This is a genomic window from Saccharopolyspora sp. MMCC62, from assembly GCF_057736575.1.
Genome location: NZ_JBYKCM010000010.1, coordinates 86,926 through 111,029, shown reverse-complemented (window position 1 = coordinate 111,029; position 24,104 = coordinate 86,926). Strand labels below are relative to the sequence as shown.

Here is a 24,104-nt window from a genome sequence, read left to right as displayed (position 1 = left end):
GAGAGCTCCTCTCGAGCTGAGAAGGATCTCAGGAGTGGCTGCGCGCGGCCGTGCCACGACGGCATGCTGAGCAGATGCAGCCGCGGGTGTTGGTGGTCGACGACGAACCGGGAGTCCGGACCGCGCTGCGCCGCGGCCTCTCCGCCGAGGGCATGGAGGTCACGGTCGCCGTCGAAGGCGTGGAGGCGCTGCGGCTCGCCGCCACCGGCTCCTTCGACGTGGTGGTGCTGGACGTGATGCTCCCCGGCCTGTCCGGGTACCGAGTGCTGGAGCGGCTGCGCGGTCAGGGGATCACGACCCCGGTGCTGCTGCTGTCCGCGAAGGACGGCGAGGTGGACCAAGCCGACGGGCTGGACCTGGGGGCCGACGGTTACCTGGTCAAACCGTTCTCCTTCCTGGTGCTGACCGCGCAGGTCCGGGCCTTGGCCCGACGCGGGGAGAGCTCCGCGCGGCACGCCCGGCTGCGGGTGGGCGAGCTGGAGATCGACCGGGACGTCCGCGAGGTGAGCTGGGCCGGAGTCCCGGTGGCGCTCTCCCCGCGCGAGTACGGGTTGCTCGTCGCGCTGGCGAGCCGCCCGGGCACGGTCGTGCCGAAGGAGGACCTGCTGCGCCAGGTGTGGGGCGCAGACCAGTTCGTGACCCGCAACGTGGTCGAGGTCTACATCGGCTACCTGCGCCGCAAGCTCACCGCCGTCGGCGCCGGGAACCTGGTGCGCACGGTCCGCGGCCACGGCTACCAGGTCAGCGACGAAGCGGGCCCGGACGAGGCCGCCGGCGCGGAACCGACGAGCACCCGTGGCGGGAACGGTTCCCGGTGAGCCGGTGGCCGCTGCGGCAGCTGCGGGCGTGGTGGTCGCGCCGCACCCTCCGGTTCCGGACCAGCGCGGTCGCGACCGCGGTGGCCCTCGTCGGACTCGGCGTGCTCGCGCACTTCGGCGTCGGCTTGATGAGCTGGCTGCTCGTCGAATCCGTGGACGCGGAGCTGAAGGGCAAGGTCGGGGTCGCCGTTCGCCAGATCGCCGCCGGAACTCCGCCGCGCGCCGTGGCGGGTGGTGAGGTGCGGGTCCTCGACACCTCCGGCGTCCCGGTCGATTCGCTGCCGGACCCGGGTCTCGGGCGGTCGAACATCAGCGAGCTCAAGAGCGGTGCGGGCGTCGTCGAGTGGTCGGGGGACGGGTCGGGCCAGGGCCTCTACCGCTGGGTCGGGGCCGTGGTGCCCGATCCGGCGGGCGAACCGCGGCTGGTGCTGGGCGGCGCGCACCTGATCGGCCACTCGGACACGGTCCGTTCGGCGGGCCGTGCCCTGGCGCTCGGTTCGATCCTCGCCGCCGGTGCCGTCGGCGTCGCGACCTGGTTGGTGGTGCGCCGCTCGCTGCGCCCGGTGGAGCGGATGCGGCTCGCCGCGGTGCGCCTGCCGGAGGGGCACCGGCTGCCGGTGCCGGAGGCCGACGACGAGCTGCGCGCGCTCGCGGAGGCGCTCAACGAGATGCTGGCCCGCCGCGACGGCGACACGGAGTGGCTGCGCCGGTTCACCGGTGACGCCGCGCACGAGCTGCGCAATCCGGTCGCCTCGATCCGGGCGCAGGCCGAGGTCGCCGTGGTGCACCCCGACCCGGAGCTGGCGCAGGAGACCTTGCAGGACATCGCCGCCGAGGCGCAGCGGATGTCCGAGCTGGTGGACGGGCTGCTCGCGCTGGCCAGGGCGGAGTCCGGCGCGCAGCCGCAGCAGCAGCCGATCGAGCTCGGCAGCGCCGTGCGCGCGGCCGCCGACCGGGCGAACCTGCGCGGTGCCCGGCCCCGGGTCCAGGTCACCGCGCCCACCGGGAGCGTCGTGATCCTCGCCGGTGCCGCCGAGGTGGCCACCGTGCTGGACAACCTGATCGGGAACGCCCTGCGGCACGCGCGGGCCCTGGTCCGGGTGTCGCTGCTGCCCGCCGCCGCGAGCGTTCGCCTGGTCGTGGACGACGACGGTCCGGGCATCCCCGCCGAACACCGGACGCGGGTGTTCGACCGGTTCCACCGGGTGCAGCCGGACCGGGCCCGCCGCACCGGCGGTGCCGGGCTGGGGCTCGCGCTGGTGGCCGAGGCCGTGCGCGGCCGGGGCGGTTCGGTGCACGCGGCGGAGTCGCCCGAAGGCGGGGCCCGCATCGAGATCCGCTGGCCGCTGCCCGGGCCGTTGCGCCCCGCGTCCCGGCAGGAGTGAGCCCACCGCGAGCGCGACACCGCGCAGCCACCGGACACCGGAGAGGGCGCGCAGCCGTCCGCCCGCACCCGGCGCCCGGGCGCGGTCCCGGAACCGGAACCACCCCGGAGCGTGCTCCGCGTGGTGTGCGGCAGGATGTACCCACGTGTCGGTGTTGCGAAGCACAGGTCTGGTGGCGGCCCCGCTGCGGACGGTCGGGGCGGCGCTGCGCCACACCCGCACCGCCGAGGACGGCCTGCGGGCGCTGGGCGTCCAGGGACGGGCGCTGACGCCCGCCGCCGAACTCCTCGTCCCGGGCGACGACCTCGCCTTCCGCTGGACGAAGCTCCCGCCGGCGAGGCTGCGCACCCGCATCGTGCGGGCGGACGCGGATCGGTTGGAATCGGTGCTCATCGCTGGTCCTCTCCAAGAATTGCGGCACGAATCGGTGCTGGCCGCGGCCGGTGGCCGCACGCTGCTCACCGACTCGCTGCGGTGGACGACGCCGTTCGGCGCGCTCGGACGGGTGGTCGACGTGGCGCTGGCCCGTCGGGTGGTGCTGGCGGTGCTGGCGCGCCGGATGCGCGCGGTCGGCGCGCTCGCCGAGTCCTGGGCGGCGCGTCCGGTCGTGGTCGGAACGGCGATCACGCGGGAGGGCCGGCTGCTCGTGCAGCAGCGCCGGTTCCCCGCGCGGGACGCCGGACGCTGGGAACTCCCCGGTGGCCGGGTGGAGCCGGGGGAGAGCGAGCACGACGCGGTCGTCCGGGAGTGCAAGGAAGAACTGGACGTCGAGGTCGTGCCGACCGGACGCGTCGGCACCGACGTGCCGCTGCGCAACGGGATGCTGCTGCGGGTGCACACCGCGGAGCTGGCCGATCCGGGCGCGGAGCCGCGGGCGGTCGAGCACCGGGCGGTGCACTGGGCACGCCGGCCCGAGCTGGGCGAGCTGAACTGGCTCGAAGCCGACCAGGTGCTCGCGCATTCGCTGCGCGACCTGCCGTTCTGAGGTCCCTGCGGTCGAGTCGGAGGCCGTTCCCGGCGGGGTGCGCGTTCGCTGCGTCCATGCACCGAGATTGCCGGGTTCGACCACCTGTTCGCCACGTTTTCGGCCTGAACTACTCGAACTGGTGAACGAATCGACGGACGGGCTCGCTCCGGTGGTGAAGCTGAAGAACCAGGTCAGGGGCCCGTCGGGCGTGCGGCGCCCGGCTTCGGGCCCCTGCCTCGGCTCGTTCGATCAGGGGACGGTCAGCGCAACCCGGCGACCCGCAGCGCGGCGTCCAGCCGCGGCCGGGCGCGCTCGGCCGCGCGAGCGGCCCCCTTCTCCCGGACCCGGTCCAGCTCGGCCGGGTCGTCCAGCAGCTCCCGCGCGCCGTCCCGGACCGGCCGCAGCAGTTCCACCACCGCCTCCGCCACGGTGTCCTTGAGCTGGGCGTACGTGCTCGCGGACGAGGCCGCGGCGTACGGGCTGCCCCCGGTGCAGGCGGCGAGGATCTCCAGCAGGTTCGCCACCGCGGGCTGTTCGTCCGGGTCGTAGCGGACCGAGGCCCTGTCGTCGGTGACGGCGCGGCGGAACTTGCGGCGCACCACGTCCGGCTCGTCCAGCACGAACACGACGCCCGCCTGCTGCTGCGCGGACTTCGCCATCTTGCGCGCGGGATCGGACAGGTCGCGCACCGCGGCGGCCGTCTTCGGCACCACCGCGCGCGGGACGACGAACACCTCCCCGCGGCCGCCGTTGAACCGCTTGGCCAGCGTGCGGGCCAGTTCGACGTGCTGGTTCTGGTCCACGCCCACCGGGACCTCGGTGGCGCCCTGCAGCAGGATGTCCGCCGCCATCAGCACGGGGTAGGTGAGCAGGCCGAGCCGCGCGCCGTCCTGGCCGTCGCCCTTCTCCTTGAACTGGATCATGCGGCTGGCCTCGCCGTAGCCGCAGGTGCACTCCAGGACCCAGTTCAGCGCGCCCAGTTCGCCCGCGAGGTCGGACTGCACGAACACCGAATCGGCGGTGATGCCGGTGGCCAGCAGCACGGCCAGGTTCTCCCTGGTGAGCGCGCGCAGCCGCTCGGGCCGGTAGGGCAGCGTCATCGCGTGCAGGTCCGAGATGAAGTACAGGTCGTCCGGGCCGCCTTCGGTCGCCCACCGGCGCAGCGCGCCGAGGTGGTTGCCCAGGTGGACGTGGCCGGACGGGGTGATGCCGGACAAGCGGGTCACGATCTCTCCTCGGATCGATGGCCGCTCACCAGCCTGCACCGCGCAACGCCCGGTCGCCTGGTGGCGACCGATGTGCGTGCGGTTCAGCGCACGACGAGCCGGGGCCGCCCGGGGGCGCCCCACCACATGCTCAGACGCGGATGCGACATTTCGTGCACGGCGCGCACGTTACCAGAAGGGTATGGGCACTCGTGCCGGAGGAGGGCTATTCTGGATTCATGTTCGTCGTATTGCTGAACTACACGGCTCCGCAATCGGACATCGACGGCGCATTGGTGGATCACTATGAGTGGGTGAGCAGACATTACGAGGCCGGTGACTTCATCACGACCGGCCACCGGACTCCGGAACCGGGCAGCCCGTTGACCGGGGGCGTGCTCATCGCCAGATCCATGTCTCGTGGCAGGTTGGAGGCCATCCTCGCCACCGACCCCTTCGAACTGCGAAAACTCGCCCGCCACGAAGTGATCGAATTCCAGGCGCTGCGCACCGTGCCGGAAATGGCGAAGTACGCCGACCAGCTGGTCCCGGTGAGCGAATAGAGCGCCCGCGCTGATCCGCACCTGGGCTTCGCGCCGAGGTGCGGATCAATGCGACTTCTTTTCCTTTGACTCTTTCTTTGCCTTCTTTTGCGCTTTCTTGACCTCGCGTGCTTTCGCGTCCTTCAGCGCTTCCCGCAACACCACGATCGGGCATTGCTTGCACGGTGGTTTCGAAAGGCAGCACTTCCGCTTCACCTTGATCGTTTTCTTGCTCACGACTGGCTTCCCGCTGCCGGAGGGGTCCGCTCGGGGACCGGACTCCGCCACCCTAGGTCGGTCCCGGTGGTTCCGGCGAACCCGCGGCCGCGGGTGTTGCGCTCAACACCTGTCCGCGGTCCCGTTCGGGAAGTGCTCTACGCTGGAGTAGGCCGCGTGTCGACAACGCACCGAGCCTCAGCAAGTGTCGGGCCTTCGACATGACGGCCCCGCCGTCCGCGATCGGCCGCCTTCTTCAGACGGGTGAGCCAGCCGGAGCACGGGGTTCTCGGAACGCGGGTCCGCGCCGGGGGCCGCAACTTCCCGCAGCGGCGGCAGCGGGACGGCGGCCGGCAGAGGTCGACAAGCGCCTGCCGCCTGACCTGATCTTCGTCTTCCAACTCATGGAGTGCTCGCGTGCCCGCCACCAGCGTCGCCGAACCGAACCAGCGGATCCGCAACGATCTGCGCAACGTCGCGATCGTCGCGCACGTCGACCACGGTAAGACCACCCTGGTGGACGCCATGCTGCGGCAATCCGGCGCCTTCTCCGAACGTGCCGAACTCGTCGACCGGGTCATGGACTCCAATGACCTGGAACGGGAAAAGGGCATCACGATCCTGGCCAAGAACACGGCCATCCGGCGGGAGACCGAAAGCGGTCCCGTCACCATCAACGTCATCGACACCCCCGGCCACGCCGACTTCGGCGGTGAGGTCGAGCGCGGCCTGTCCATGGCCGACGGCGTGGTGCTGCTGGTCGACGCCAGCGAGGGGCCGCTGCCGCAGACCCGCTTCGTGCTGCGCAAGGCGCTGGCCGCGAAGCTGCCGGTGATCCTCGTCGTGAACAAGGTCGACCGTCCGGACGCGCGTTGCGCCGAGGTCGTCGACGAGGCCCACGACCTGCTGCTGGACCTCGCCTCCGAGCTCGACGACGGCGAAGGCTCGGTGGACATGGACGCCGTGCTGAACCTGCCGGTGATCTACGCCTCCGCCCGCTCCGGGCGCGCCAGCCTCACCCAGCCCGCCGACGGCGACCTGCCCGCGGACGAGGACCTCACCGCGCTGTTCGACGTGCTGATGGAGCACGTGCCCGCGCCGGTCGGCGACTACGAGGCGCCGCTGCGCGCCCTGGTCACCAACCTCGACGCCTCCGCGTTCCTGGGCCGCATCGCGCTGTGCCGCATCCACGCGGGCACCATGCGCAAGGGCCAGACCGTCGGCTGGTGCCGCGAGGACGGGTCCGTCGAGAAGGTGCGGATCACCGAGCTGCTCATCACCGAGAACCTGGACCGGGTGCCCGCCGCCGAGGCGCACGCCGGTGACCTGGTGGCGATCGCGGGCATCCCGGACATCACCATCGGCGACACCCTCGCCGACGCCGACGACCCGCAGCCGCTGCCGCGGATCACCGTGGACGACCCGGCCATCTCGATGACCATCGGCGTGAACACCTCGCCGATGACCGGCCGCAACGGTGGCACCAAGGTCACCGCGCGGTTCGTGAAGAACCGCCTCGACGCCGAGCTGATCGGCAACGTCAGCGTCAAGGTCGTGCCGACCGAGCGCCCCGACACCTGGGAGGTGCAGGGCCGTGGCGAACTGGCGCTGGCGGTGCTCGTGGAGACCATGCGCCGCGAGGGCTTCGAGCTCACCGTCGGCAAGCCGCAGGTGGTCACCAAGACCATCGACGGCAAGCTGTGCGAGCCGTTCGAGCGGCTGACCATCGACTCCCCGGAGGAGCACCTGGGTGCGATCACCCAGCTGCTCGCCGGCCGCAAGGGCCGGATGGAGACGATGGACGGCCACGGCACCGGCCGCATCAAGCTGGACTACGTGATCCCCTCCCGCGGGCTGATCGGCTTCCGCACCGAGTTCCTCACCGAGACGCGCGGCACCGGCATCGCCAACCACGTCTTCGAGGGCTACTTCCCGTGGGTCGGCGAACTGCGCACCCGGCACAGCGGCTCGTTGGTGGCGGACCGCTCCGGCCCGGTCACCAGCTACGCGATGATGCAGCTGGCCGACCGCGGCACGTTCTTCGTGGAGCCCGGCGCCGAGGTGTACGAGGGCATGGTCGTGGGCGAGAACCCGCGCGCCGAGGACCTCGACATCAACGTCACCAAGGAGAAGAAGCTCACCAACATGCGCTCCGCCACCGGCGACGAGCTGGAGCGGCTGGCCCGCCCCCGCACGCTGGGCCTGGAGGAGGCGCTGGAGTTCTGCTCCGCCGACGAGTGCGTCGAGGTCGGCCCGGACGCGATCCGGGTGCGCAAGCTCGTGCTGGACGCGACGACCCGCGGCCGGGAGCGCTCCCGGGCCAAGGCCCGCGACAACGGCTGAGCCCCACCTGAGCGGAAGCTGAGCGTTTCCACCCCGGTGTGCAGTGCCAGAAGGACGCGCGGAACCATGAGTGCTTCCGCGCGTCCTTCTACAGGGGGACATCGCGTCCGCCTGTGATCGGCGACCGGGGAAAGAGGGGAGGTTCGGCGGCGTGCACCAGGGTCGACACCCGTTCATCGCGGTCAGCTTGCTGGTGACGATCGGGAGCTTGGTGGTGGCGTGCACCGACGCGCCGCCTCCCCCGCTGGTCGAACCACCGGCGCCGAGCCCGCAGACGGCTCCGTCCACGCAGCCGATGCCGACCGAGGTCGTCGTCGGCGTCGACTCGCTGGAGGGCGGGTTCAACCCGCACACCCTCGCGGACCTGTCGCCGACCAGTTCGGCGCTGTCCAGCCTGATGCTGCCCTCGGTGTTCCGGCCCGGTCCGGACGGGGCGAACGCGCTGGACACGACGCTGATGGAGTCGGCGGACGTGGTGCCGGACGCGGAACGGTTCACGGTGCGCTACCGGATCCGCAAGGAAGCGGCCTGGTCGGACGGCGCGCCGATCGCCGCCGAGGACTTCGTCTACCTGTGGGAGCAGCTGCGCTCCCAGCCCGGCGTGTCGGATCCCGCCGGATACCAGCTGATCGACGACGTGCAGTCCCGCGAAGGCGGCAAGAGCGTCGAGGTCACCTTCGAACGCCCCTACCCGGGCTGGCAGAGCCTGTTCGCGAACCTGCTGCCCGCGCACCTGCTGCGGGACGCGCCGCGCGGGTGGGCCACGGCGCTGGACAACGGCTACCCGGCTTCCGGCGGCCCGTTCGCCATTCGCCAGGTCGACCTGCAGCGCGGCGAGATCATCCTGGAGCGCAACGACCGGTTCTGGGGCAAGCCCGCGGTGTCCGACCGGATCGTGCTGCGCGCCAGCGACCAGGCCGGCCAGGTCGCCGCGCTGCGCAGCGGGGACCTGCACATGGCGGTGTTCGGCGCGGACCGCGGCACCATGGGCGCGCTGCGCGATCTGGGTTCGGCGGTGCAGGTCAGCACGGTCCCCCGGCCGGCGACGATGCAGGTGCTGCTGCGGCCGACCAGCGCGCAGCTCGCCGACGCCCGGGTGCGGAACGCGGTCGTGGCCGGTCTGGACCGGGAAGCGCTGATCGACGTCGGCAGCGGCGGTGGACCGGGCGACCAGCTGCACGCGCACGCCCAGGTGCTCGCCCCCTCGGAACGCGGCTACACCCCGACCGAACCGCCGGGCGCCGACGGGCCCGATCCGGCGCGCGTGCAGCGGCTGCTCACCGAAGCCGGGTACGAGCACCGCGCGGGCGCGTGGACCAAGGACGGCCGCCCGCTGAACCTGGTGATCGCGGCGCCGTTCGAGCACGAGCAGTACATCCGGATCGCCGAGGCCGCGGCCGCGCAGCTGCGGGCCCAGGACGTCCAGGCCACCGTGGTCACGCCCACCGGTGATCAGCTCTTCGGCGAGATGCTGCCCACGAACCCGCTGTCCGAGGAACCCGGCGCGGCCAGCTCGGTGGACATGGCGGTCGCACCGCGCCCGGCCGACGGCGATCCGGCGGCGATGATGGCGACCTCCTACGGCTGCCCGGGCGTCGACTCGGACGACCGGCCGTTCCCGTTCAGCGCCACCGGTTTCTGCGACCAGCTGCTGCAGCCGACGATCGACGCCGCGCTCAGCGGGGCGCTGCCGTTCCCGGAGGCGTCGGCGAAGGTCGAATCGGTGCTGTGGTCGCAGGCCGTGGCGCTGCCGCTGTACCAGCAGGCTCAAGTGCTGGCGTTCGGCCGGGACGTGACGGGGGTGCAGCGCGGGAACGGCCTCTCCGGCCCGTTCTCGACCGCGGCCGACTGGAAGGGCACCCCGAGCGACAACGACGGGTACTGAGCCCCGGTCGTGGCCGGGCATCGAGGAGAGAACGTGGATTCGGGACGGTTGCAGCAGATCAGGACGTTCCACCTGCGCCAGCGCGTGACGTTCATGGTCAACCGGTACGAGATCCGGGCCGACGACGGCCAGGGCGGCGAGGGCGAGCTCGTCGCGTTCGCGCAGCAGAAGCGGGTCGCGCTCAAGGAGCAGGTCACGCTGTACGCGGACGCGGACAAGACGCAGCCGGTGGCGGGGTTCCGCGCGCGGAAGGTGGTCGACCTGGCCTCCGGGTACGACGTCACCGACGCGGCGGGGGCGCCGATCGGGTTCTTCCGCAAGGACTTCCGCACATCGCTGACCCGCTCCACCTGGCACCTGGAGCAGCCCGGCCAGCCGGCGGCCGTCGGGCACGAGCGGAGCAAGCCGATCGCGCTGCTGCGCCGGCTGTGGGAGTTCATCCCGTTCATCGAGAACGTCCCGTTCTTCTTCCCGTACCACTTCGACTTCGCGGTGGACGGGCAGGTCGTGCTGTCGGTGGAGAAGAAGTTCGCGCTGCGGGACCGCTACGTGATCACGGTGCACGACGACCGGCTGGACCGGCGGGTGGTGTTCGCGCAGGCCGTCGCGCTGGACGCGCTGCAGGGCCGCTGAGCTGATCGTCCGGGCGATCCTGTCCACCGGCCCGGGTGAAAGTTGATCGCCGCTGGTTGACAGGTCGCGTCGCGGGCTGTTCGACCACCGCGTGGAGGGGTGCGCCGGGCCGATTAGGCTGGGCAGGTGACGCTGACGGCTCCTCCCCGGTTGTTGCTGGTGCACGCGCATCCGGATGACGAGACCCTCTGGACCGGCGGGACGATCGCCCGCTACGCGGCGCGCGGTGTCCAGGTGACGGTGGTGACCTGCACCCTCGGCGAGGAGGGCGAGGTCATCCCGGAGAGCCTGCGGGGGCTGGCGGCCGACCAGGCCGACCAGCTCGGCGGCTACCGGGTGGGCGAACTCCGTTCCGCGTGCGCGGCGCTGCGGGTGGCCGACCACCGCTTCCTCGGCGGCATCGGTCGCTGGCGGGATTCCGGGATGCTGTGGGAGGAACCCGGCCGGGCCGGAGCGCTGCCCTCGGCGCACCCGCGGGCGTTCGCCGTCGGCGACCTGGCCGAGCAGACCGAGGCGCTCGCGGAGATCCTGCACGAGGTGCGGCCCCAGGTCGTGGTGACCTACGCGGCCGACGGTGGCTACGGGCACCCCGACCACGTGCGCGCGCACGACGTGACGATGGCCGCGGCCGAGCGCGTCCCGGACGTGCTGCGCGTGTTCCACGCCGTGCCGTCCCGGGACCGGCTCCGCGCCGGGCTGGCGGACCTGGCCACCGCCGAGTCGATGCCGTTCGAGCTGCCCGACCTGGCGGACCTGGCGAGCGTGCCCGACGAGTCGATCACCACGGTCATCGACGTCGCGGACCACCTGTCCGGGAAGATCCGCGCGCTGCGCGCCCACGGCACCCAGGTCCGGGTGTGGGTGGACGAGTGGAACAACGGGGACGGCCCCGGCGCCTACGCGCTGTCCAACGGGGTGGCGCACCCGCTGACCGGCACCGAGCACTACGTGCTGGCCACCGGCGATCCGGCGGGTGGCGAGCAGGACCTGTTCGGCGGACTCGGGGTGAGCGGGACCGAACCGGTGGTGCCGAGGTGACCGGCCGCGACCGGCTGGTCTTCGGCTTCCTGCTGCTCGACGCGGTGGTGCTGGCGCTGGTGGAGGTGCTGTACCTGCCGCTGTGGATCGGGAGCACGCCGTTCCCGATCACCACGGCGGTGGCGGCGGTGACGACGCCGATGCTGGTCTCGGCCGCCGGTCGGCTCTCGCCGAGCAGGCGGGTGGCGGCGGCGCCGCTGGTGGTCTGGTTCGCCACCATCTTCGTGTTCGGGCTGTTCGGCCCCGGCGGCGACGTCATGCTGCTGGGCAACGACTGGCGGACGTTGTTGCTGATCGGCGCGGGAACGCTGCCGTCGGCGATGATGCTCGGGATCGTCCTGGGCCGGACCGCCGGGAAGTGAGGGGGCGGTCGTGCCCGAAGTGCTGACCGACGAGCGGGTCGCGGTGGTGCTGCGGCCGTTCGTGCGCGCGACCGCGCCGCTGCTGGAGGTGCTCCGGGAGGCCGATCCGCTGCGGCTGCGCGGGAGGTTCGCGGACACCGCCGCGGACGTGGAGGTCGCCGACATCGCGGCGGGGACCGAGGACGCGGCGTCGGAGACCACGGCCGCCGCACCGGAGACCGAGCGCGCTGAGCCGGAGACCGCGGCCGCACGGGAGGTGGCGACGGCATCGGAGGCCACTACGGCACCGGATGCCCCGACAGCGCCGGAGACCACGACGGCGCCGGAGAACCCGACAGCGCCGGAGACCCCGACGGCACCGGAGAACGACGCCGCTGACCCCGCGGAGACCGGTACCGGAGATCCGACCGAGCCGGGCACCGGAGCGCGGTCGTCCGCCTCCACCTCCGCCGACCAGACCGCCGAGCCCGGCCTGCTGGACAAGCTGCTGCGCCAGCTCGACGGCATGCAGCTGCCGGGCAGCTCGACCTGGGACGCGATGAGCGTCGACGAGCGCTGCGGTTGGTGGGTGCAGCGGGTGGGCAGGCTGGTCGCGGTCGCCGCCGGCCTGCCGCGCTTCGGCGGCGCCCTCACCGCCCGGCTGCCGATCCGCAACGCGCTGGGGCTGGCCGGGCAGGGCATGGTGCTCTCGGCTATCGCCGCCGAACACGGTGTCACCGACAGGGGGACCCACGTGCGGCTGATCGCCAAGGTGCTGCTGGACCGCGACCTGTCCCCGGAGGTCGCCGCGGGGGAGCGGGGCGGGGCACCGGCCGAGGAGGACGCGAAGACCGCCGAGCTCACCGAGGAGCTCGACGAGGCCCGGCGCACCGGCGGCGGCAGGATGCGCGCGGTGGTGCGCACGGTGTGGCGAATGGCACGTGCCCTCTGGGAGATCGACTCCGAGCTGGACAAACGCCCGCAGGGCCGCTTCTACCACGAGTGGATCGGGAACGTGCCCGTGGTCGGCGTCGTGGGTGGTTACCTGGGCGAACGGTCCGCGCTGCGCCGCATCGCGAAGCAGGGCGCGAGGTGGTTGCGGAAGGACGCCCACGGGTCGGGACGCTAGCGATCTAGGAGTTCATGCCGTTTACCGCCCTCGGCGGCCCGAAGTATGGTCGAAATGGTGCCCGCGCGACGGGGACCCGCCTTGGTCCGCGGCGGCGGGCCGGGGGGATACTGGCATCGGCCGGGTAGCGGAAGCCTGGTCCGGATCGAAACAAGCAGGAGAGCAACCGTGACCTACGTGATCGCCGAGCCCTGCGTCGACGTGCTCGACAAGGCATGCATCGAGGAATGCCCTGTCGACTGCATCTACGAGGGCGGGCGGATGCTCTACATCCACCCCGATGAGTGCGTCGACTGCGGTGCTTGCGAGCCGGTCTGCCCGGTGGAGGCCATCTACTACGAGGACGACGTCCCGGACGAGTGGGGCGCCTACACCAAGGCGAACGTGGACTTCTTCGACGAGCTCGGTTCGCCCGGCGGCGCGGCCAAGGTCGGCAAGGTCGACAAGGACGTCGAGCCCGTCACCAGCCTGCCGCCGCAGGGAGAATGAGCTCCGCGAGGCGCGAGCCGCGCGGTCCGCGGCTGCCGGACTTCCCGTGGGATTCCCTGGCGACCCAGACCGCGACGGCCCGCTCGCACCCGGACGGGCTGGTGAACCTGTCGGTCGGGACCCCGGTCGACCCGGTGCCGGAGCCGCTGCGCGCGGCGCTGGCCTCGGTCTCCGAGGTCCCCGGCTATCCGGCGACGCACGGCACGCCGGAGCTGCGCGCCGCCGCGGTCGAGGCGCTGGCCCGCAGGCACGGCGTGACCGTCGACCCGGTGGCGGTGCTGCCCACGATCGGCTCCAAGGAGCTGGTCGCGTGGTTGCCGACGCTGCTGGGCGTGCGACCCGGTGACGTGGTCGCGATCCCGGAGCTCGCGTACCCGACCTACGACGTCGGCGCCAAGATCGCCGGTGCCGAGGTGGTCCGGCTCGCGCCGGGCGAGGCCCCGCCCGCGGGGACCGCGCTGGTGTGGCTGAACTCGCCGTCCAACCCGACGGGCCGGGTGCTCGACGCGGCCGCGCTGGCCGAGTCGGTGCGCGCGGCCCGCGAGGTCGGGGCCGTGGTGGCCTCCGACGAGTGCTACCTGGCGCTGGGCTGGGAAGCAGAGCCGGTGTCGGTGCTGCACCCGTCGGTGACCGGCGAGGATTCCACCGGGGTCCTGGCGGTGCACTCGCTGTCGAAGTCCTCGAACCTGGCGGGCTACCGCGCCGGGTTCGTCACGGGCGACCCGGACCTGGTGGCGCAGCTGCTGGAGCTGCGCAAGCACTCGGGGATGATCATGCCGCGGCCGGTGCAGCAGGCGATGACGGCGGCGCTGCTCGACGACGAGCACGTCGAGGTGCAGCGCGAGCTGTACGCCGCCCGCCGCGCGGTGCTGCGGCCCGCGCTGGAGGCCGCCGGGTTCACCATCGAGCACTCGCGCGCCGGCCTGTACCTGTGGGCCACCCGCGGGGAGGACGCCTGGGCGACGGTGGACCTGCTGGCGCAGCACGGCATCCTCGTCGCGCCCGGCACGTTCTACGGCCCGGGCGGGCAGCAGCACGTGCGCATCGCGCTGACCGCCTCGGACGACCAGATCAAGGCCGCCGCAACCCGCCTGGGCTGACGAAACCGTCAACCCGCGCACCGTGCCAAGTCGTCCTTCCTGTCAGCGGCGAAGCCGCTGAGCTGCCGACCACCTGAGACACCGGCACCGCCGCGGGTTCTCAGCGGTCTTCTCGCGAGGACAGCGTTGTCGCATGTGGCGGAGCCACCTGCGAGAACGATCCCGCAGCGAGAAGACCGCTGAGGTTCCGCCACCCGCCCCTCCCCGCAAGAGGAGCGAAGCGCCAGCAGTTCACACCTTCGCGGCACTGCTGCGCAGCTCGCGCCAGCACTCCCACCACTGCGCCCGGTGCTCGACCCGCCGCGCATGCTCCCGTTCGACGAGGCGACCGGCCACGAACGCGAGCTCCAGGTCCGGTTCGAGGTCGGGGAGCAGCCGCTGCACCCGCTCTTCGGCGATCCGGGCGTCCTGGACTTCGCCGAGCACGTCCTGGAACCGCTTGGCGGCGCCGAGCAGCCGCCGCATCGGCTTGCCGAGCACCGGTTCGGCGAGCTCCGCGGTGTAGCGCACCCGTTTGCCGAGGACGCGGAGCCGGTGCAGCTCCTCGTCGGTCGCCTGGGCACCCAGCTCGTCGACCTCGCGGCGCAGCTCGCGGTACTGCTCGGCGACGAGCGCCCGGAGCGCGCGCCCCGCGTCGTGCCCCGCGTCGTGCTCCGCGGCGGAGGTGGGCGGCGGCGCGTGCACGGCCGCGACGAGCTCGTCGACCAGCGCCCGGTAGCGCTCCCCGTCCAGCACGGCCACCAGCGTTCGCCGCGCCGCGCGGTGCTCGCGCGCCACGGCATCCAGCAGCGGGCGGGCGGATTCCCGGTGCGCCACGTCGAGATCGGCCACGTCGCGGTGCAGCCGGGCCAGCAGCACGTCCAGGTCGCGGACGGCGCCGAGCTCGCGGCCCAGCCAGCGCAGCTCCGCGCGCAGGTGTTCCGGCCTGCTCTGGTCGAGGAAAGGCGCGGCGGCCCGCAGCACCGCCCGCATCCGGCGCACCGCGACCCGCATCCGGTGCACGGGTTCGGCGGATTCGCCGCTCTTGGCGCCGGGTTCGCCGTCCAGCAGGTCTCGCGCGCGGAGTTCCAGCGCCGCGCGGACGTGCTCGGCGATCGGGTCCGACCGGCCCGCCACCCGCGGTTCGGGTGGCAGGCCGGACGCACCTGCGGCGTGGTTCATACCACCAGTGTCGCCGATCCGGGGCCGGTGAACCCCCGCCCTTCGGTGGTCGGATCGGCGTAGCGGTCAGTCGTTCGCGTGCAGCGCCGCGTTCAGCTCGACCTTGCCACCGGCGCGCGGGCGGACTTCCACCGCGCCGGTGCCGGAGTTGCGCAGGAACAGCAGGCCGTCGGAACCGGACAGCTCGCGGGCCTTGGTCAGGGTGCCGTCCGGCAGCGAGACCTTGGTGCCCGCGGTGACGTACAGCCCGGCCTCCACCACGCAGTCGTCGCCGAGGGTGATGCCGATGCCGCCGTTGGCGCCGATCAGGCAGCGCTCACCGATGGAGATGACCTCCTTGCCGCCACCGGACAGGGTGCCCATCACCGAGGCGCCACCGCCGATGTCGGAGCCGTCGCCGACGACGACGCCCGCGGAGATCCGGCCCTCGACCATCGACGCGCCGAGGGTGCCCGCGTTGAAGTTCACGAAGCCCTCGTGCATCACGGTGCTGCCGCTGGCCAGGTGCGCGCCCAGCCGCACCCGGTCCGCATCGCCGATGCGCACGCCGGACGGCGTCACGTAGTCGACCATCCGGGGGAACTTGTCGACGCTGTGCACGGTGACCGGGCCGCGGGCCCGCAGCCGCAGCCGGGTCGCCTCGAAGCCCTCCACCGGGCACGGGCCGTGGTTGGTCCACACGACGTTGGACAGCAGCCCGAACATGCCGTCCAGGTTCTGCCCGTGCGGGCGGACCAGGCGGTGCGAGAGCAGGTGCAGCCGCAGGTAGATGTCGTGGGTGTCGGCGGGCTCGTCGGAGAGCCTGCCGATCTCGGTGCGCACGGCCATGACGTCCACGCCGCGGGCGTCGTCGCGGCCGAGCAGTGCCGCCCCGGCCTCGCCCAGGGACTGCACCGCTTCCTCGCCGGTCAGCCGGGTGGTGCGGGATTCGCCGGGCTCGCCGAGCTTGACGGTGGGGAACCAGGTGTCCAGCACGGTGCCGTCGTCGGTGACGGTGGCCAGGCCGATGCCGTGGGCGCCGGTGCTCTGCGGGTCGGGTGTCTGCGCGCTCATGCGAAAAACGGTAATCGGCGCGTGGTGGCAGTGCCCTGCAGGGGTCGGCTCGGCAGGCGGCATCGGCACGCTTCGTGATCACGCGATCGCGCCGAGCGAGGGCGGATTCCGCCCGCCGGACCGTCCACCGTGGACTGCGCGGGGACGGGCGCCGCCGGTGCCGCCGCGGGTAGCCTGCGGCGGGTGACCGACCTACTCGATCTCCGCGCCGATCCCGTCGACCTGACCGCCGCGCTGGTGGACGTCCCCAGCGTCTCCCGGGACGAGCGGCGCCTCGCCGACGCCGTGGAGCACGCGCTGCGCACCCAGGCGCCGCACCTGGAAGTGGTGCGCAACGGCGACGCCGTGCTGGCCCGCACCGACCTGGGGCGGGATTCCCGGGTGCTGCTCGCCGGTCACCTCGACACCGTGCCGATCAACGACAACCTGCCGTCCCGGCGCACCGGTTCCGGTGCCGACGAGGTGCTGCACGGCTGCGGGACCGTGGACATGAAGGGCGGCGACGCCGTCCTGCTGCACGTGGCCGCGACGCTGCCGGAACCGCGCCACGACCTCACCTTCGTGTTCTACGACTGCGAGGAGATCGCGGCCGAGCACAACGGGCTGAACCGGATCGAGCGGGAACTGCCGGACTGGCTGGACGGCGACCTGGCGATCGTCGGCGAACCGTCCAACGCGGGCATCGAAGCGGGCTGCCAGGGCACGTTGCGGGTGGAGATCCGCACCAGCGGGGCCCGCGCGCACACCGCGCGCGCGTGGATGGGGGAGAACGCGATCCACGCGGCCGAGCCGATCCTGCGCAGGCTGCTGGACTACGTGCCGCGGCAGCCGGTGATCGACGGCCTGCAGTACCACGAAGGCCTGCAGGCGGTGCGGATCGAAGGTGGCGTCGCGGGCAACGTGGTGCCCGACGCGTGCCTCGTCGCGGTCAACCACCGCTTCGCCCCCGACAAGACGCTCGCCGAAGCAGAAGCCCACGTCCGCGAGGTGTTCGACGGCTTCGACGTCACCGTCGTCGACGCCTCCGGCGGTGCGCTGCCCGGTCTGAGCTCGCCCGCCGCCGCCGAACTCGTCGCGGCCGCGGGCGGGGAGCCGATCGCGAAGCTGGGCTGGACCGACGTGGCCCGGTTCGCCGCGCGCGGAATGCCCGCGGTGAACTTCGGCCCCGGTTCGCCGACGCTGGCGCACACCCAGCAGGAGAACGTGCCCGTCGCCCAGATCCGGAGCTGCGCCGAAGCGCTCACCCGCTTCCTGAGCTGAGGACCCCGGGCCCCATGCGGGCGTCGTGGACCTGCGGGACGCCTTCGACGTCGGGCACGCCCGCCGGGTCCGGGACCTGGTCGATCGCGCCGGGGCGGGGCTCGTCCCGGCGCTGCTCCGGTGCGGGCCCGGCCGCGGTGTGCTGGGCGTGCTCGACGAAGCGCAGCAGCTCCACCGGGAACGGCAGCACCAGCGTCGAGTTCTTCTCCGCCGCCACCTCGACCACGGTCTCCAGCAGCCGCAGCTGCAACGCGGCCGGGGCGTCGGCCATGACGCCCGCCGCCTCGGACAGCTTGCGGGACGCCTGGAACTCGCCGTCGGCGGCGATGATCCGCGAGCGCCGCTCCCGCTCCGCCTCGGCCTGCCGGGCGATGGAGCGCTTCATCGACTCCGGCAGCGACACGTCCTTGATCTCCACCCGGTCGATGTGCACGCCCCAGTGCAGCGCCGGGTTGTCGATCATCACTTCGAGGCCCTGGTTCAGCCGCTCCCGGTTCGACAGCAGGTCGTCCAGGTCGCTCTTGCCGATGATCGAGCGCAGCGAGGATTGCGCGACCTGGCCCATCGCGAACAGGTAGTCCTCCACGTTGACCAGCGCGCGTGCCGGATCGGTGACGTTGAAGTACACCACCGCGTCCACCCGCACCGTGATGTTGTCCCGGGTGATGCCCTCCTGCGCGGGCACCGGCATGGTGATGATCTGCAGGTTCACCTTCCGCAACCGGTCCACCCCGGGCACCACGAAGGTGAGGCCGGGACCGCGCACCGATTCCTGGAGCCTGCCGAAGCGGAACACGACGCCCCGCTCGTACTGCGTGATGATCCGCGCCGCGGAAGCCGTGCCGATCACGCCGATGACCAGGACGATGACGAGCAGTTCGATGAGCATGGCCGCCCCCTGACCGCGGCACCGCCGACCCGCCGGGGCACCGCTCGGTCGTCGTACCGCCCACGGTACGCCCGCGAGCCGCCGCACGGGCGGGTTCGCGCAGGTCACCAAGGCCCTTCGCCGGTCCTGAGACCGGACGGCACCACGTGGTCACCGGCGCGGCACCCGGAGTTCTCCGGCGCCTGCTTACCCTCGACCCATGACGATCGAGGGTTCACCGAACGGCGCCGAGCGCCCGCAGGAGAAGCGACGCGGACCGGTCGTGCTGCGCCGCTCCCGCCTGCACGAACCGACGACGACCGACCAGCGGCTGCTGGACTCGCGCGGCCCCACCGACTGGGTGCACACCGACCCGTGGCGGGTCATGCGCATCCAATCGGAGTTCGTGGAGGGGTTCGGCGCGCTGGCCGAGGTCCCGCGCGCGGTGACCATCTTCGGTTCCGCCCGCACCCCGCGCGAACACCCCGAGTACGAGATGGGCGTGCGGCTGGGCGCGGCCATGGCCGACATCGGCTGCGCCGTGATCACCGGCGGCGGACCGGGCACCATGGAGGCGGCGAACCGGGGCGCGTCCGAGGCGGGCGGGCTGTCGGTCGGTCTCGGCATCGAGCTGCCCTTCGAGCAGGGGCTCAACCCGTGGGTGGACCTCGGGGTGAACTTCCGGTACTTCTTCGCCCGGAAGACCATGTTCATCAAGTACGCCCAGGCCTTCATCTGCCTGCCCGGCGGGTTCGGCACGATGGACGAGCTGTTCGAGGCGCTCACCCTGGTGCAGACCAAGAAGGTCACGAAGTTCCCCGTGGTGCTGTTCGGCCGGTCCTACTGGCAAGGCCTCTACGACTGGGTGCGGGACACGATGCTCGCGTCCGGCAAGGTCGGTGAGAAGGACCTGGCCCTGCTGCACCTGACCGATGATGTGGAGGATGCGGTGCGCATCGTGGAAGAGGCATACCAGGCTTGGGAGGCGGCGCATTGAGCGAGCAGGAGACCACCGGGAACGCGGTCGCGGTGTACTGCGCCTCCGGACCGGTGGACCAGCGGTACCTGGACCTCGCGGCCGAGGTCGGCACCGGCATCGCCAAGCGCGGCTGGACGCTCGTCTCCGGTGGCGGGCGCGTCTCGATGATGGGTGAGGTGGCGCGGGCGACCCGCGCCGGCGGTGCCCGCACCGTGGGCGTCATCCCGCGCGCCTTGGTGGACCGGGAGGTCGCCGACGACGATGCCGACGAGCTCCTCGTCGTCGACACCATGCGCGAGCGCAAGGGCCTGATGGACGCGCACGCCTCGGCGTTCCTCACCCTGCCCGGCGGCATCGGCACCTGCGAGGAGTTGTTCGAGGTGTGGACGTCCCGGTACATCGGAATGCACGAGAAGCCGGTCGTGATCCTCGACCCCGACGGGCACTACGACGGGATGCTCGCCTGGGTGCGCAGGCTCGTCGCCGACGGGTTCGCCTCGCAGCGCTCGCTGGACGCGCTGGTCGTGGTCACCGACGTGGAAGCGGCGCTGGACGCCTGCGCGGTGCCGTCCCGCTGAACCGGCGCGGGCGGGCGCCGCACCCGGACGTGCCAGGATCGGGAGCATGACGCCTCAGCCCGCGCTGCGCTTCGGGGACAAGGACGTGGCGGCGGACCGGCCGCTGGTCATGGCCATCGTCAACCGCACCCGCGACTCGTTCTTCGACCGCGGCGCCACGTTCGCCGCCGACGCCGCGCTGGCAGCCGTGGACGCCGCGGTCGCCGCCGGCGCCGACATCGTCGACATCGGCGGGGTCCGCGCCGGGGCGCAGGGCGAACGGGTCGGTGCCGACGAGGAATCCCGGCGGGTGGTGCCGTTCGTGGCCGCGGTCCGCGAGCGGCATCCCCGGCTGGTGATCAGCGTCGACACCTGGCGCGGCGATGTCGCCAGGCGGGTGTGCGAAGCGGGCGCCGACCTGCTCAACGACACCTGGGCCGGCGCCGATCCCGACGTGGCTCGGGTCGCCGCCGAGTTCGGCGTGGGCGTCGTGTGCTCGCACACCGGCGGGCTGCCGCCGCGCACCGATCCGTACCGGGTGCGCTACCCGGACGTGGTCGGCCAGGTCGTCGCCGAGCTGGTCGAACGCGCCGAAGCCGCGGTCGCGCTCGGCGTGCCGCGCAGCGGAGTGCTGATCGACCCGACGCACGACTTCGGCAAGAACACCTGGCACGGGCTCGAACTGGTGCGGCGGGTGTCCGAGCTCGCCGACACCGGGTGGCCGGTGCTGATGGCGCTGTCGAACAAGGACTTCATCGGCGAGACCCTCGACGCCGAGGTGGGCGAGCGGCTGGAGGGCACCCTCGCCGCCACCGCCGTCGCCGCCTGGGGCGGTGCGCGCGTGTTCCGCGCGCACCACGTCGCCGAGACCCGGCGGGTCCTGGACATGGTCGCGGCGATCGCCGGGACCACCCCACCGCACCACGTGCTGCGCGCCCTCGCCTGACCTCCTCGGGGTTCGGGTTCGCACCGCGGAACGGGGCGGAAGCTCAGCGGGGTTCTCGCTGCGGGACCGCCGTCACCGGCTCGACCGCGGGAGAGCCCGCCGTCCTCGCGAGCATCCGGCGGGCGGGGTCCTGCCGCTCAGGTGGTCGCCGCTCAGCGGCTCCGCCGCCGGTCGGACGCCGGGCACGACCCGCCGGGTGCGGTCACCGCCGGTCAGAAGGCGTCGTCGATCATCCGGCCGGTGGCGGCGACGGGGAGCGCGGCGTCGAGCTCGGTGAGCAGCGGGGCGAGCCGCAGCCAGCGGGAGCGCACCCGCGGCTGACTCGGGTACGGGCGGTTGATCTCCTGGGCGAGCTCGTCGATGCGCCACTGCGCCTCGTCCAGCTCCAGGCCGGTGGCGGGCAGGTTGTGCACCGCCTCCACCAGCGCGGCGATGCGCACCCGCAGGTCGTCGAGGCTCGACCGGACCGACAGCGAGCTCGGTGCCGCGTCGGGCCTGCGGCGGGGAGCGGGCAGGACGACCTCCCGGTCGTCGATCGAACCGGTGGCTTGTCGTTCGCTGTCGTCGCGCACGCCGACCTCCTGGCCTCCTCGTCGGCACGCGCCCGGCTCGGGGCGCGTCTGGTGATCCGCAGTGTGCTGCCGCCGGGGAGCGGCGATGCGGTGCTCGTGAATCGATCCACTCGTTCGGTCGAGCAATGCCCCACGAACGGGGCGACGGTCTCGCCGGGCCGGTCACGAAACGCGATCTCCCCACCCGCCGGTCGGCGGAACCGGGACGGCTCCGTTCGCCGCGAAACCCGACCACCCGGGTGAGTGATCGAACTCACCGGCAGAGGAATCGGGAAAGGACCAAGGTCCCCTTGTGCCGGAACGGTGACAGTGGTGGCGAATGACCGTAGAGTCGCTACCTGTGAAGGCTGATGCGCTCCGCGGACACCTCGACGCGCTGCTGCTGGCGACCCTGGACGGCAGACAGCTGCACGGGTACGCGATCATCGAGGCGTTGCAGCAGCGCAGCGGTGGTGCGCTGGACCTCCCGACGGGCACCGTGTACCCGGCGCTGCGCAGGCTGGAGCGCGCCGGCTACGTCACCAGCGCCTGGAGCACCGTCGGCGGCAGGCAGCGCCGCACCTACCGGCTCACCCCCTCCGGCGCGGAGGCGCTGCGCGCGGAACGCCGCGCGTGGCGCGAGTTCACCTCGGCCATCGAAGGCGTCCTCGAAGGCAAGGTCATCCCGGCCCAGGGCTGAGCGCGGCCGCACCGGCGAGGTCTGCTGCCGCCCGGCGGGGCGGGCGTGCCACGATCGGACCGTGGCTAGTGCGCTGATCTACCTGTTCGTCGTGCTCGTGGTCGCCGCGGTGATCTACCTGCTCGCTGCCCTGGTCTTCGGGCGGGGGGAGCAGCTGGAGGCGCTGCCGCCCGGAGCGACGCCGACCAGACTGCCCGCCGTCGACGTCGAAGGCGCCGACGTGCGCTCGCTGCGGTTTCAACAGGTCGTGCGCGGGTACAAGGCTGCCGAGGTGGACTGGGCGCTGGAGCGGCTGGCCAACGAGATCGACGACCTGCGCGGCCAGGTCGCCGTCCTGCAGCGGCAGCTCGACATCGCGGGCGATCAGCTGCAGCGCGCCCGGTCGGTCGACCAGGAGGAGTGAGTCGGGTGGGCAATGCGCAACTGCGGCTGGAGGTACCGGTGCGCGCCGCACCGGAACAGGTGTGGGCGGCGGCGACCGACTGGTCGCGGCAGGGCGAGTGGATGCTCGGCACCTCGGTGCACGTGGTCCGCGGCGACGGCGGCCTCGGCACCACGCTGGCCGCGTTCACCGGGCTGCGGGGGGTCGGCTTCCTGGACACCATGGAGATCATCGAGATGCGGCGGCCGCTGTGCTGCCGGGTCCGCCACACCGGCGCCCTGGTGTCCGGGGAGGGCGGTTTCCGGGTGATCGCGCACTGCAAGGCCGACGAGTCGACCTTCGTGTGGTGGGAGGACCTGTCGGCGCCCGCCGGGACCGGCGCGCTGTGGCCGGTGGTGCGGCCCGCGTTCAGCTGGGGCCTGCGGCGGTCGCTGGACCGGTTCGCCGAGTTCTGCCCGGAGTACCGGCCGCGCACCGGGTGATCCGGCGTGATCCGGCGCTTGCCGAGTGATCTTGAGCGCACCGGGTGATCCGGCGCGGGCCGCCCGGCGGACGGCCCGCGGCGCGGGTCAGTGCCCGGTGAAGTTCGGCGTCCGCTTCTCCACGAACGCAGCCACCGCCTCGCGGTGGTCGGCTGTGCTGCCCGCCTCGTTCTGCGCGCCCGCCTCCACGTCCAGCGCCTCGTCGATGCCCTCGGCGGCCGCCGCGCGGACCGTCTCCTTGATCCGGGCGAAAGCGCTGGTGGGGCCGGTCGCCATCCGCGCGGCGAGCTCCATCGCCGCCTCGGTGGCCTGGCCCTGGTCGACCACCCGGTTGACCATGCCGATGCGCAGCGCCTCTTCGGCGGCGACCGGTTCGGCCAGCAGCAGCAGTTCCATCGCCCGTCCGTAGCCGATCAGCCGCGGCAGCGTCCAGGACGCGCCGGAATCCGTCGACAGCCCGACGTTGGCGAAGGCCATCAGGAACTTCGCGTCCGCCGAGGCGATCCGCAGGTCGCTCGCGAACGCCAGCGAGGCGCCCGCCCCGGCCGCGCTGCCGTTGACCGCGGAGATGACCGGCTTCGGCATGGTCACCACCGCCCTGATCAGCGGGTTGTAGTGCTCCTCCACCGTCTTCAGTGGACTCGGGTCGTCCGCTTGCAGCTGCGCGATGTGCTCCTTGAGGTCCTGGCCCGCGCAGAACGAGCGCCCGCTGCCGGTGAGCACCACCGCGCGCACCGCGTCGTCGGCTGCGGCCTCGCGCAGGGCGCCGACCAGCGCGAGCTTGAGCTCGACGTTGAGCGCGTTGAACGACTCCGGCCGGTTGAGCGTGAGCAGTCGCACGCCACCGGTGTCGCGGGTCAGCAGTACATCGGACACTTCTCGCCCTTTCGTCGCCTGGGAGGTGCGGGCCGCGGCCGCCCTGACCAGCGCATCCACAGTGGACCGCGCACGGGCGGTGCCGGGTCGATCACGGAGCGCGGCGCGGAGGAGGTCCTGACTGGACGGTCGGCCGGGAATGCCGCTGCCGCCGCACGACGCCCGCACGGGTGGCCGTGCGGAGAGCCGAAAAGCCCG

General features: G+C 72.7%; 26 protein-coding genes. 19 read left to right on the top strand and 7 right to left on the bottom strand.

Translation table 11 applies throughout. The features are described from left to right. Window positions 1-74 precede the first annotated feature (74 nt). The 3 genes from AC29IT_RS22645 to AC29IT_RS22635 all read left to right on the top strand — a co-directional run bounded on the left by AC29IT_RS22645 (window position 75) and on the right by AC29IT_RS22635 (window position 3,188). Entirely contained in the window at window positions 75-818 is a 744-nt protein-coding gene (locus tag AC29IT_RS22645; protein WP_488220033.1) for a response regulator transcription factor, read from the top strand. Continuing rightward, the gene (locus AC29IT_RS22640) at window positions 815-2,203 is read left to right on the top strand and encodes a sensor histidine kinase (protein WP_488220032.1); all 1,389 of its coding nucleotides are present in this window, start codon (window positions 815-817) and stop codon (window positions 2,201-2,203) included. Before AC29IT_RS22645 ends, AC29IT_RS22640 begins: the two co-directional genes overlap by 4 nt. Window positions 2,204-2,354: 151 nt before the next feature. Continuing rightward, complete coding sequence (locus AC29IT_RS22635) at window positions 2,355-3,188, top strand: NUDIX domain-containing protein (protein ID WP_358439914.1); 834 nt, start codon at window positions 2,355-2,357, stop codon at window positions 3,186-3,188. Window positions 3,189-3,430: 242 nt separating this feature from the next. On the opposite strand, the gene trpS is transcribed toward AC29IT_RS22635, so the two are convergent. Further along, the gene (gene trpS, locus AC29IT_RS22630; protein ID WP_358439916.1) at window positions 3,431-4,396 is read right to left on the bottom strand and encodes a tryptophan--tRNA ligase; all 966 of its coding nucleotides are present in this window, start codon (window positions 4,394-4,396) and stop codon (window positions 3,431-3,433) included. A gap of 218 nt (window positions 4,397-4,614) precedes the next feature. On the opposite strand from trpS, the gene AC29IT_RS22625 reads away from it, so the two are divergent. After that, window positions 4,615-4,938 (top strand): YciI family protein, encoded by a 324-nt coding sequence (locus tag AC29IT_RS22625; RefSeq protein WP_358439919.1) that lies wholly within the window; start codon window positions 4,615-4,617, stop codon window positions 4,936-4,938. Window positions 4,939-4,983: 45 nt separating this feature from the next. Here AC29IT_RS22625 and AC29IT_RS22620 read toward each other — a convergent pair whose 3' ends face one another. Then, on the bottom strand, window positions 4,984-5,154 hold the full coding sequence (locus AC29IT_RS22620) for a hypothetical protein (RefSeq protein ID WP_358439922.1): 171 nt from the start codon (window positions 5,152-5,154) through the stop codon (window positions 4,984-4,986). A gap of 396 nt (window positions 5,155-5,550) precedes the next feature. Here AC29IT_RS22620 and typA point away from each other — a divergent pair, with 396 nt between their 5' ends. From typA to dapC, 8 genes are all read left to right on the top strand, one after another. Then, on the top strand, window positions 5,551-7,476 hold the full coding sequence (gene typA, locus AC29IT_RS22615; protein ID WP_358439925.1) for a translational GTPase TypA: 1,926 nt from the start codon (window positions 5,551-5,553) through the stop codon (window positions 7,474-7,476). A gap of 151 nt (window positions 7,477-7,627) precedes the next feature. Continuing rightward, window positions 7,628-9,361, top strand: coding sequence for an ABC transporter family substrate-binding protein (locus AC29IT_RS22610; RefSeq protein ID WP_488220031.1), 1,734 nt, complete (start codon window positions 7,628-7,630; stop codon window positions 9,359-9,361). A 33-nt stretch (window positions 9,362-9,394) separates the two neighbouring features. Next, window positions 9,395-9,994, top strand: coding sequence for an LURP-one-related family protein (locus AC29IT_RS22605; protein ID WP_488220030.1), 600 nt, complete (start codon window positions 9,395-9,397; stop codon window positions 9,992-9,994). 126 nt (window positions 9,995-10,120) lie between these two features. Next, window positions 10,121-11,032, top strand: coding sequence for an N-acetyl-1-D-myo-inositol-2-amino-2-deoxy-alpha-D-glucopyranoside deacetylase (gene mshB, locus AC29IT_RS22600; protein ID WP_358439933.1), 912 nt, complete (start codon window positions 10,121-10,123; stop codon window positions 11,030-11,032). Further along, the gene (locus AC29IT_RS22595) at window positions 11,029-11,394 is read left to right on the top strand and encodes a hypothetical protein (protein WP_358439936.1); all 366 of its coding nucleotides are present in this window, start codon (window positions 11,029-11,031) and stop codon (window positions 11,392-11,394) included. The genes mshB and AC29IT_RS22595 overlap by 4 nt, the downstream gene beginning before the upstream one ends. A 10-nt stretch (window positions 11,395-11,404) precedes the next feature. Then, window positions 11,405-12,502 (top strand): hypothetical protein, encoded by a 1,098-nt coding sequence (locus tag AC29IT_RS22590; protein WP_488220029.1) that lies wholly within the window; start codon window positions 11,405-11,407, stop codon window positions 12,500-12,502. A gap of 168 nt (window positions 12,503-12,670) precedes the next feature. Continuing rightward, window positions 12,671-12,991, top strand: coding sequence for a ferredoxin (gene fdxA, locus AC29IT_RS22585; protein ID WP_224956059.1), 321 nt, complete (start codon window positions 12,671-12,673; stop codon window positions 12,989-12,991). Beyond that, complete coding sequence (dapC, locus tag AC29IT_RS22580) at window positions 12,988-14,091, top strand: succinyldiaminopimelate transaminase (RefSeq protein WP_488220028.1); 1,104 nt, start codon at window positions 12,988-12,990, stop codon at window positions 14,089-14,091. The genes fdxA and dapC overlap by 4 nt, the downstream gene beginning before the upstream one ends. Before the next feature lie 231 nt (window positions 14,092-14,322). On the opposite strand, the gene AC29IT_RS22575 is transcribed toward dapC, so the two are convergent. Continuing rightward, window positions 14,323-15,252, bottom strand: a complete 930-nt coding sequence (locus AC29IT_RS22575; protein ID WP_488220027.1) for a CHAD domain-containing protein — start codon at window positions 15,250-15,252, stop codon at window positions 14,323-14,325. 66 nt (window positions 15,253-15,318) lie between these two features. After that, the gene (gene dapD / locus AC29IT_RS22570) at window positions 15,319-16,305 is read right to left on the bottom strand and encodes a 2,3,4,5-tetrahydropyridine-2,6-dicarboxylate N-succinyltransferase (protein ID WP_488220026.1); all 987 of its coding nucleotides are present in this window, start codon (window positions 16,303-16,305) and stop codon (window positions 15,319-15,321) included. Window positions 16,306-16,488: 183 nt separating this feature from the next. Here dapD and dapE point away from each other — a divergent pair, with 183 nt between their 5' ends. Continuing rightward, window positions 16,489-17,565: a succinyl-diaminopimelate desuccinylase gene (gene dapE / locus AC29IT_RS22565; RefSeq protein ID WP_488220025.1), complete on the top strand. Its 1,077-nt coding sequence runs from the start codon at window positions 16,489-16,491 to the stop codon at window positions 17,563-17,565. Here dapE and AC29IT_RS22560 read toward each other — a convergent pair. Further along, a complete protein-coding gene (locus AC29IT_RS22560) occupies window positions 17,546-18,454 on the bottom strand; it encodes a slipin family protein (protein ID WP_358439953.1) in 909 nt (302 codons plus the stop codon). The genes dapE and AC29IT_RS22560 overlap by 20 nt on opposite strands. Window positions 18,455-18,653: 199 nt before the next feature. Between AC29IT_RS22560 and AC29IT_RS22555 the strand changes: the two genes are divergently transcribed. From AC29IT_RS22555 to folP, 3 genes are read left to right on the top strand one after another with little or no spacing between them, the layout of a single operon-like run. After that, window positions 18,654-19,430, top strand: coding sequence for an LOG family protein (locus tag AC29IT_RS22555; protein WP_358439955.1), 777 nt, complete (start codon window positions 18,654-18,656; stop codon window positions 19,428-19,430). After that, window positions 19,427-19,990 (top strand): LOG family protein, encoded by a 564-nt coding sequence (locus tag AC29IT_RS22550; RefSeq protein WP_488220024.1) that lies wholly within the window; start codon window positions 19,427-19,429, stop codon window positions 19,988-19,990. Before AC29IT_RS22555 ends, AC29IT_RS22550 begins: the two co-directional genes overlap by 4 nt. Before the next feature lie 46 nt (window positions 19,991-20,036). Further along, window positions 20,037-20,915: a dihydropteroate synthase gene (gene folP / locus AC29IT_RS22545; protein ID WP_488220023.1), complete on the top strand. Its 879-nt coding sequence runs from the start codon at window positions 20,037-20,039 to the stop codon at window positions 20,913-20,915. A 212-nt stretch (window positions 20,916-21,127) separates the two neighbouring features. Here the strand turns inward: folP and AC29IT_RS22540 are convergent, their stop codons facing one another. Beyond that, entirely contained in the window at window positions 21,128-21,487 is a 360-nt protein-coding gene (locus AC29IT_RS22540; RefSeq protein WP_358439963.1) for a hypothetical protein, read from the bottom strand. A 340-nt stretch (window positions 21,488-21,827) separates the two neighbouring features. Here AC29IT_RS22540 and AC29IT_RS22535 point away from each other — a divergent pair, with 340 nt between their 5' ends. From AC29IT_RS22535 to AC29IT_RS22525, 3 genes are all read left to right on the top strand, one after another. After that, complete coding sequence (locus AC29IT_RS22535; RefSeq protein WP_358439965.1) at window positions 21,828-22,166, top strand: PadR family transcriptional regulator; 339 nt, start codon at window positions 21,828-21,830, stop codon at window positions 22,164-22,166. Between the two features lie 61 nt (window positions 22,167-22,227). Continuing rightward, window positions 22,228-22,569, top strand: a complete 342-nt coding sequence (locus tag AC29IT_RS22530; RefSeq protein WP_358439968.1) for a DivIVA domain-containing protein — start codon at window positions 22,228-22,230, stop codon at window positions 22,567-22,569. Window positions 22,570-22,574: 5 nt separating this feature from the next. Beyond that, entirely contained in the window at window positions 22,575-23,030 is a 456-nt protein-coding gene (locus AC29IT_RS22525) for an SRPBCC family protein (RefSeq protein ID WP_358439971.1), read from the top strand. A gap of 87 nt (window positions 23,031-23,117) precedes the next feature. Here AC29IT_RS22525 and AC29IT_RS22520 read toward each other — a convergent pair whose 3' ends face one another. Then, on the bottom strand, window positions 23,118-23,906 hold the full coding sequence (locus AC29IT_RS22520) for an enoyl-CoA hydratase-related protein (protein WP_358439974.1): 789 nt from the start codon (window positions 23,904-23,906) through the stop codon (window positions 23,118-23,120). Window positions 23,907-24,104: the final 198 nt, after the last annotated feature.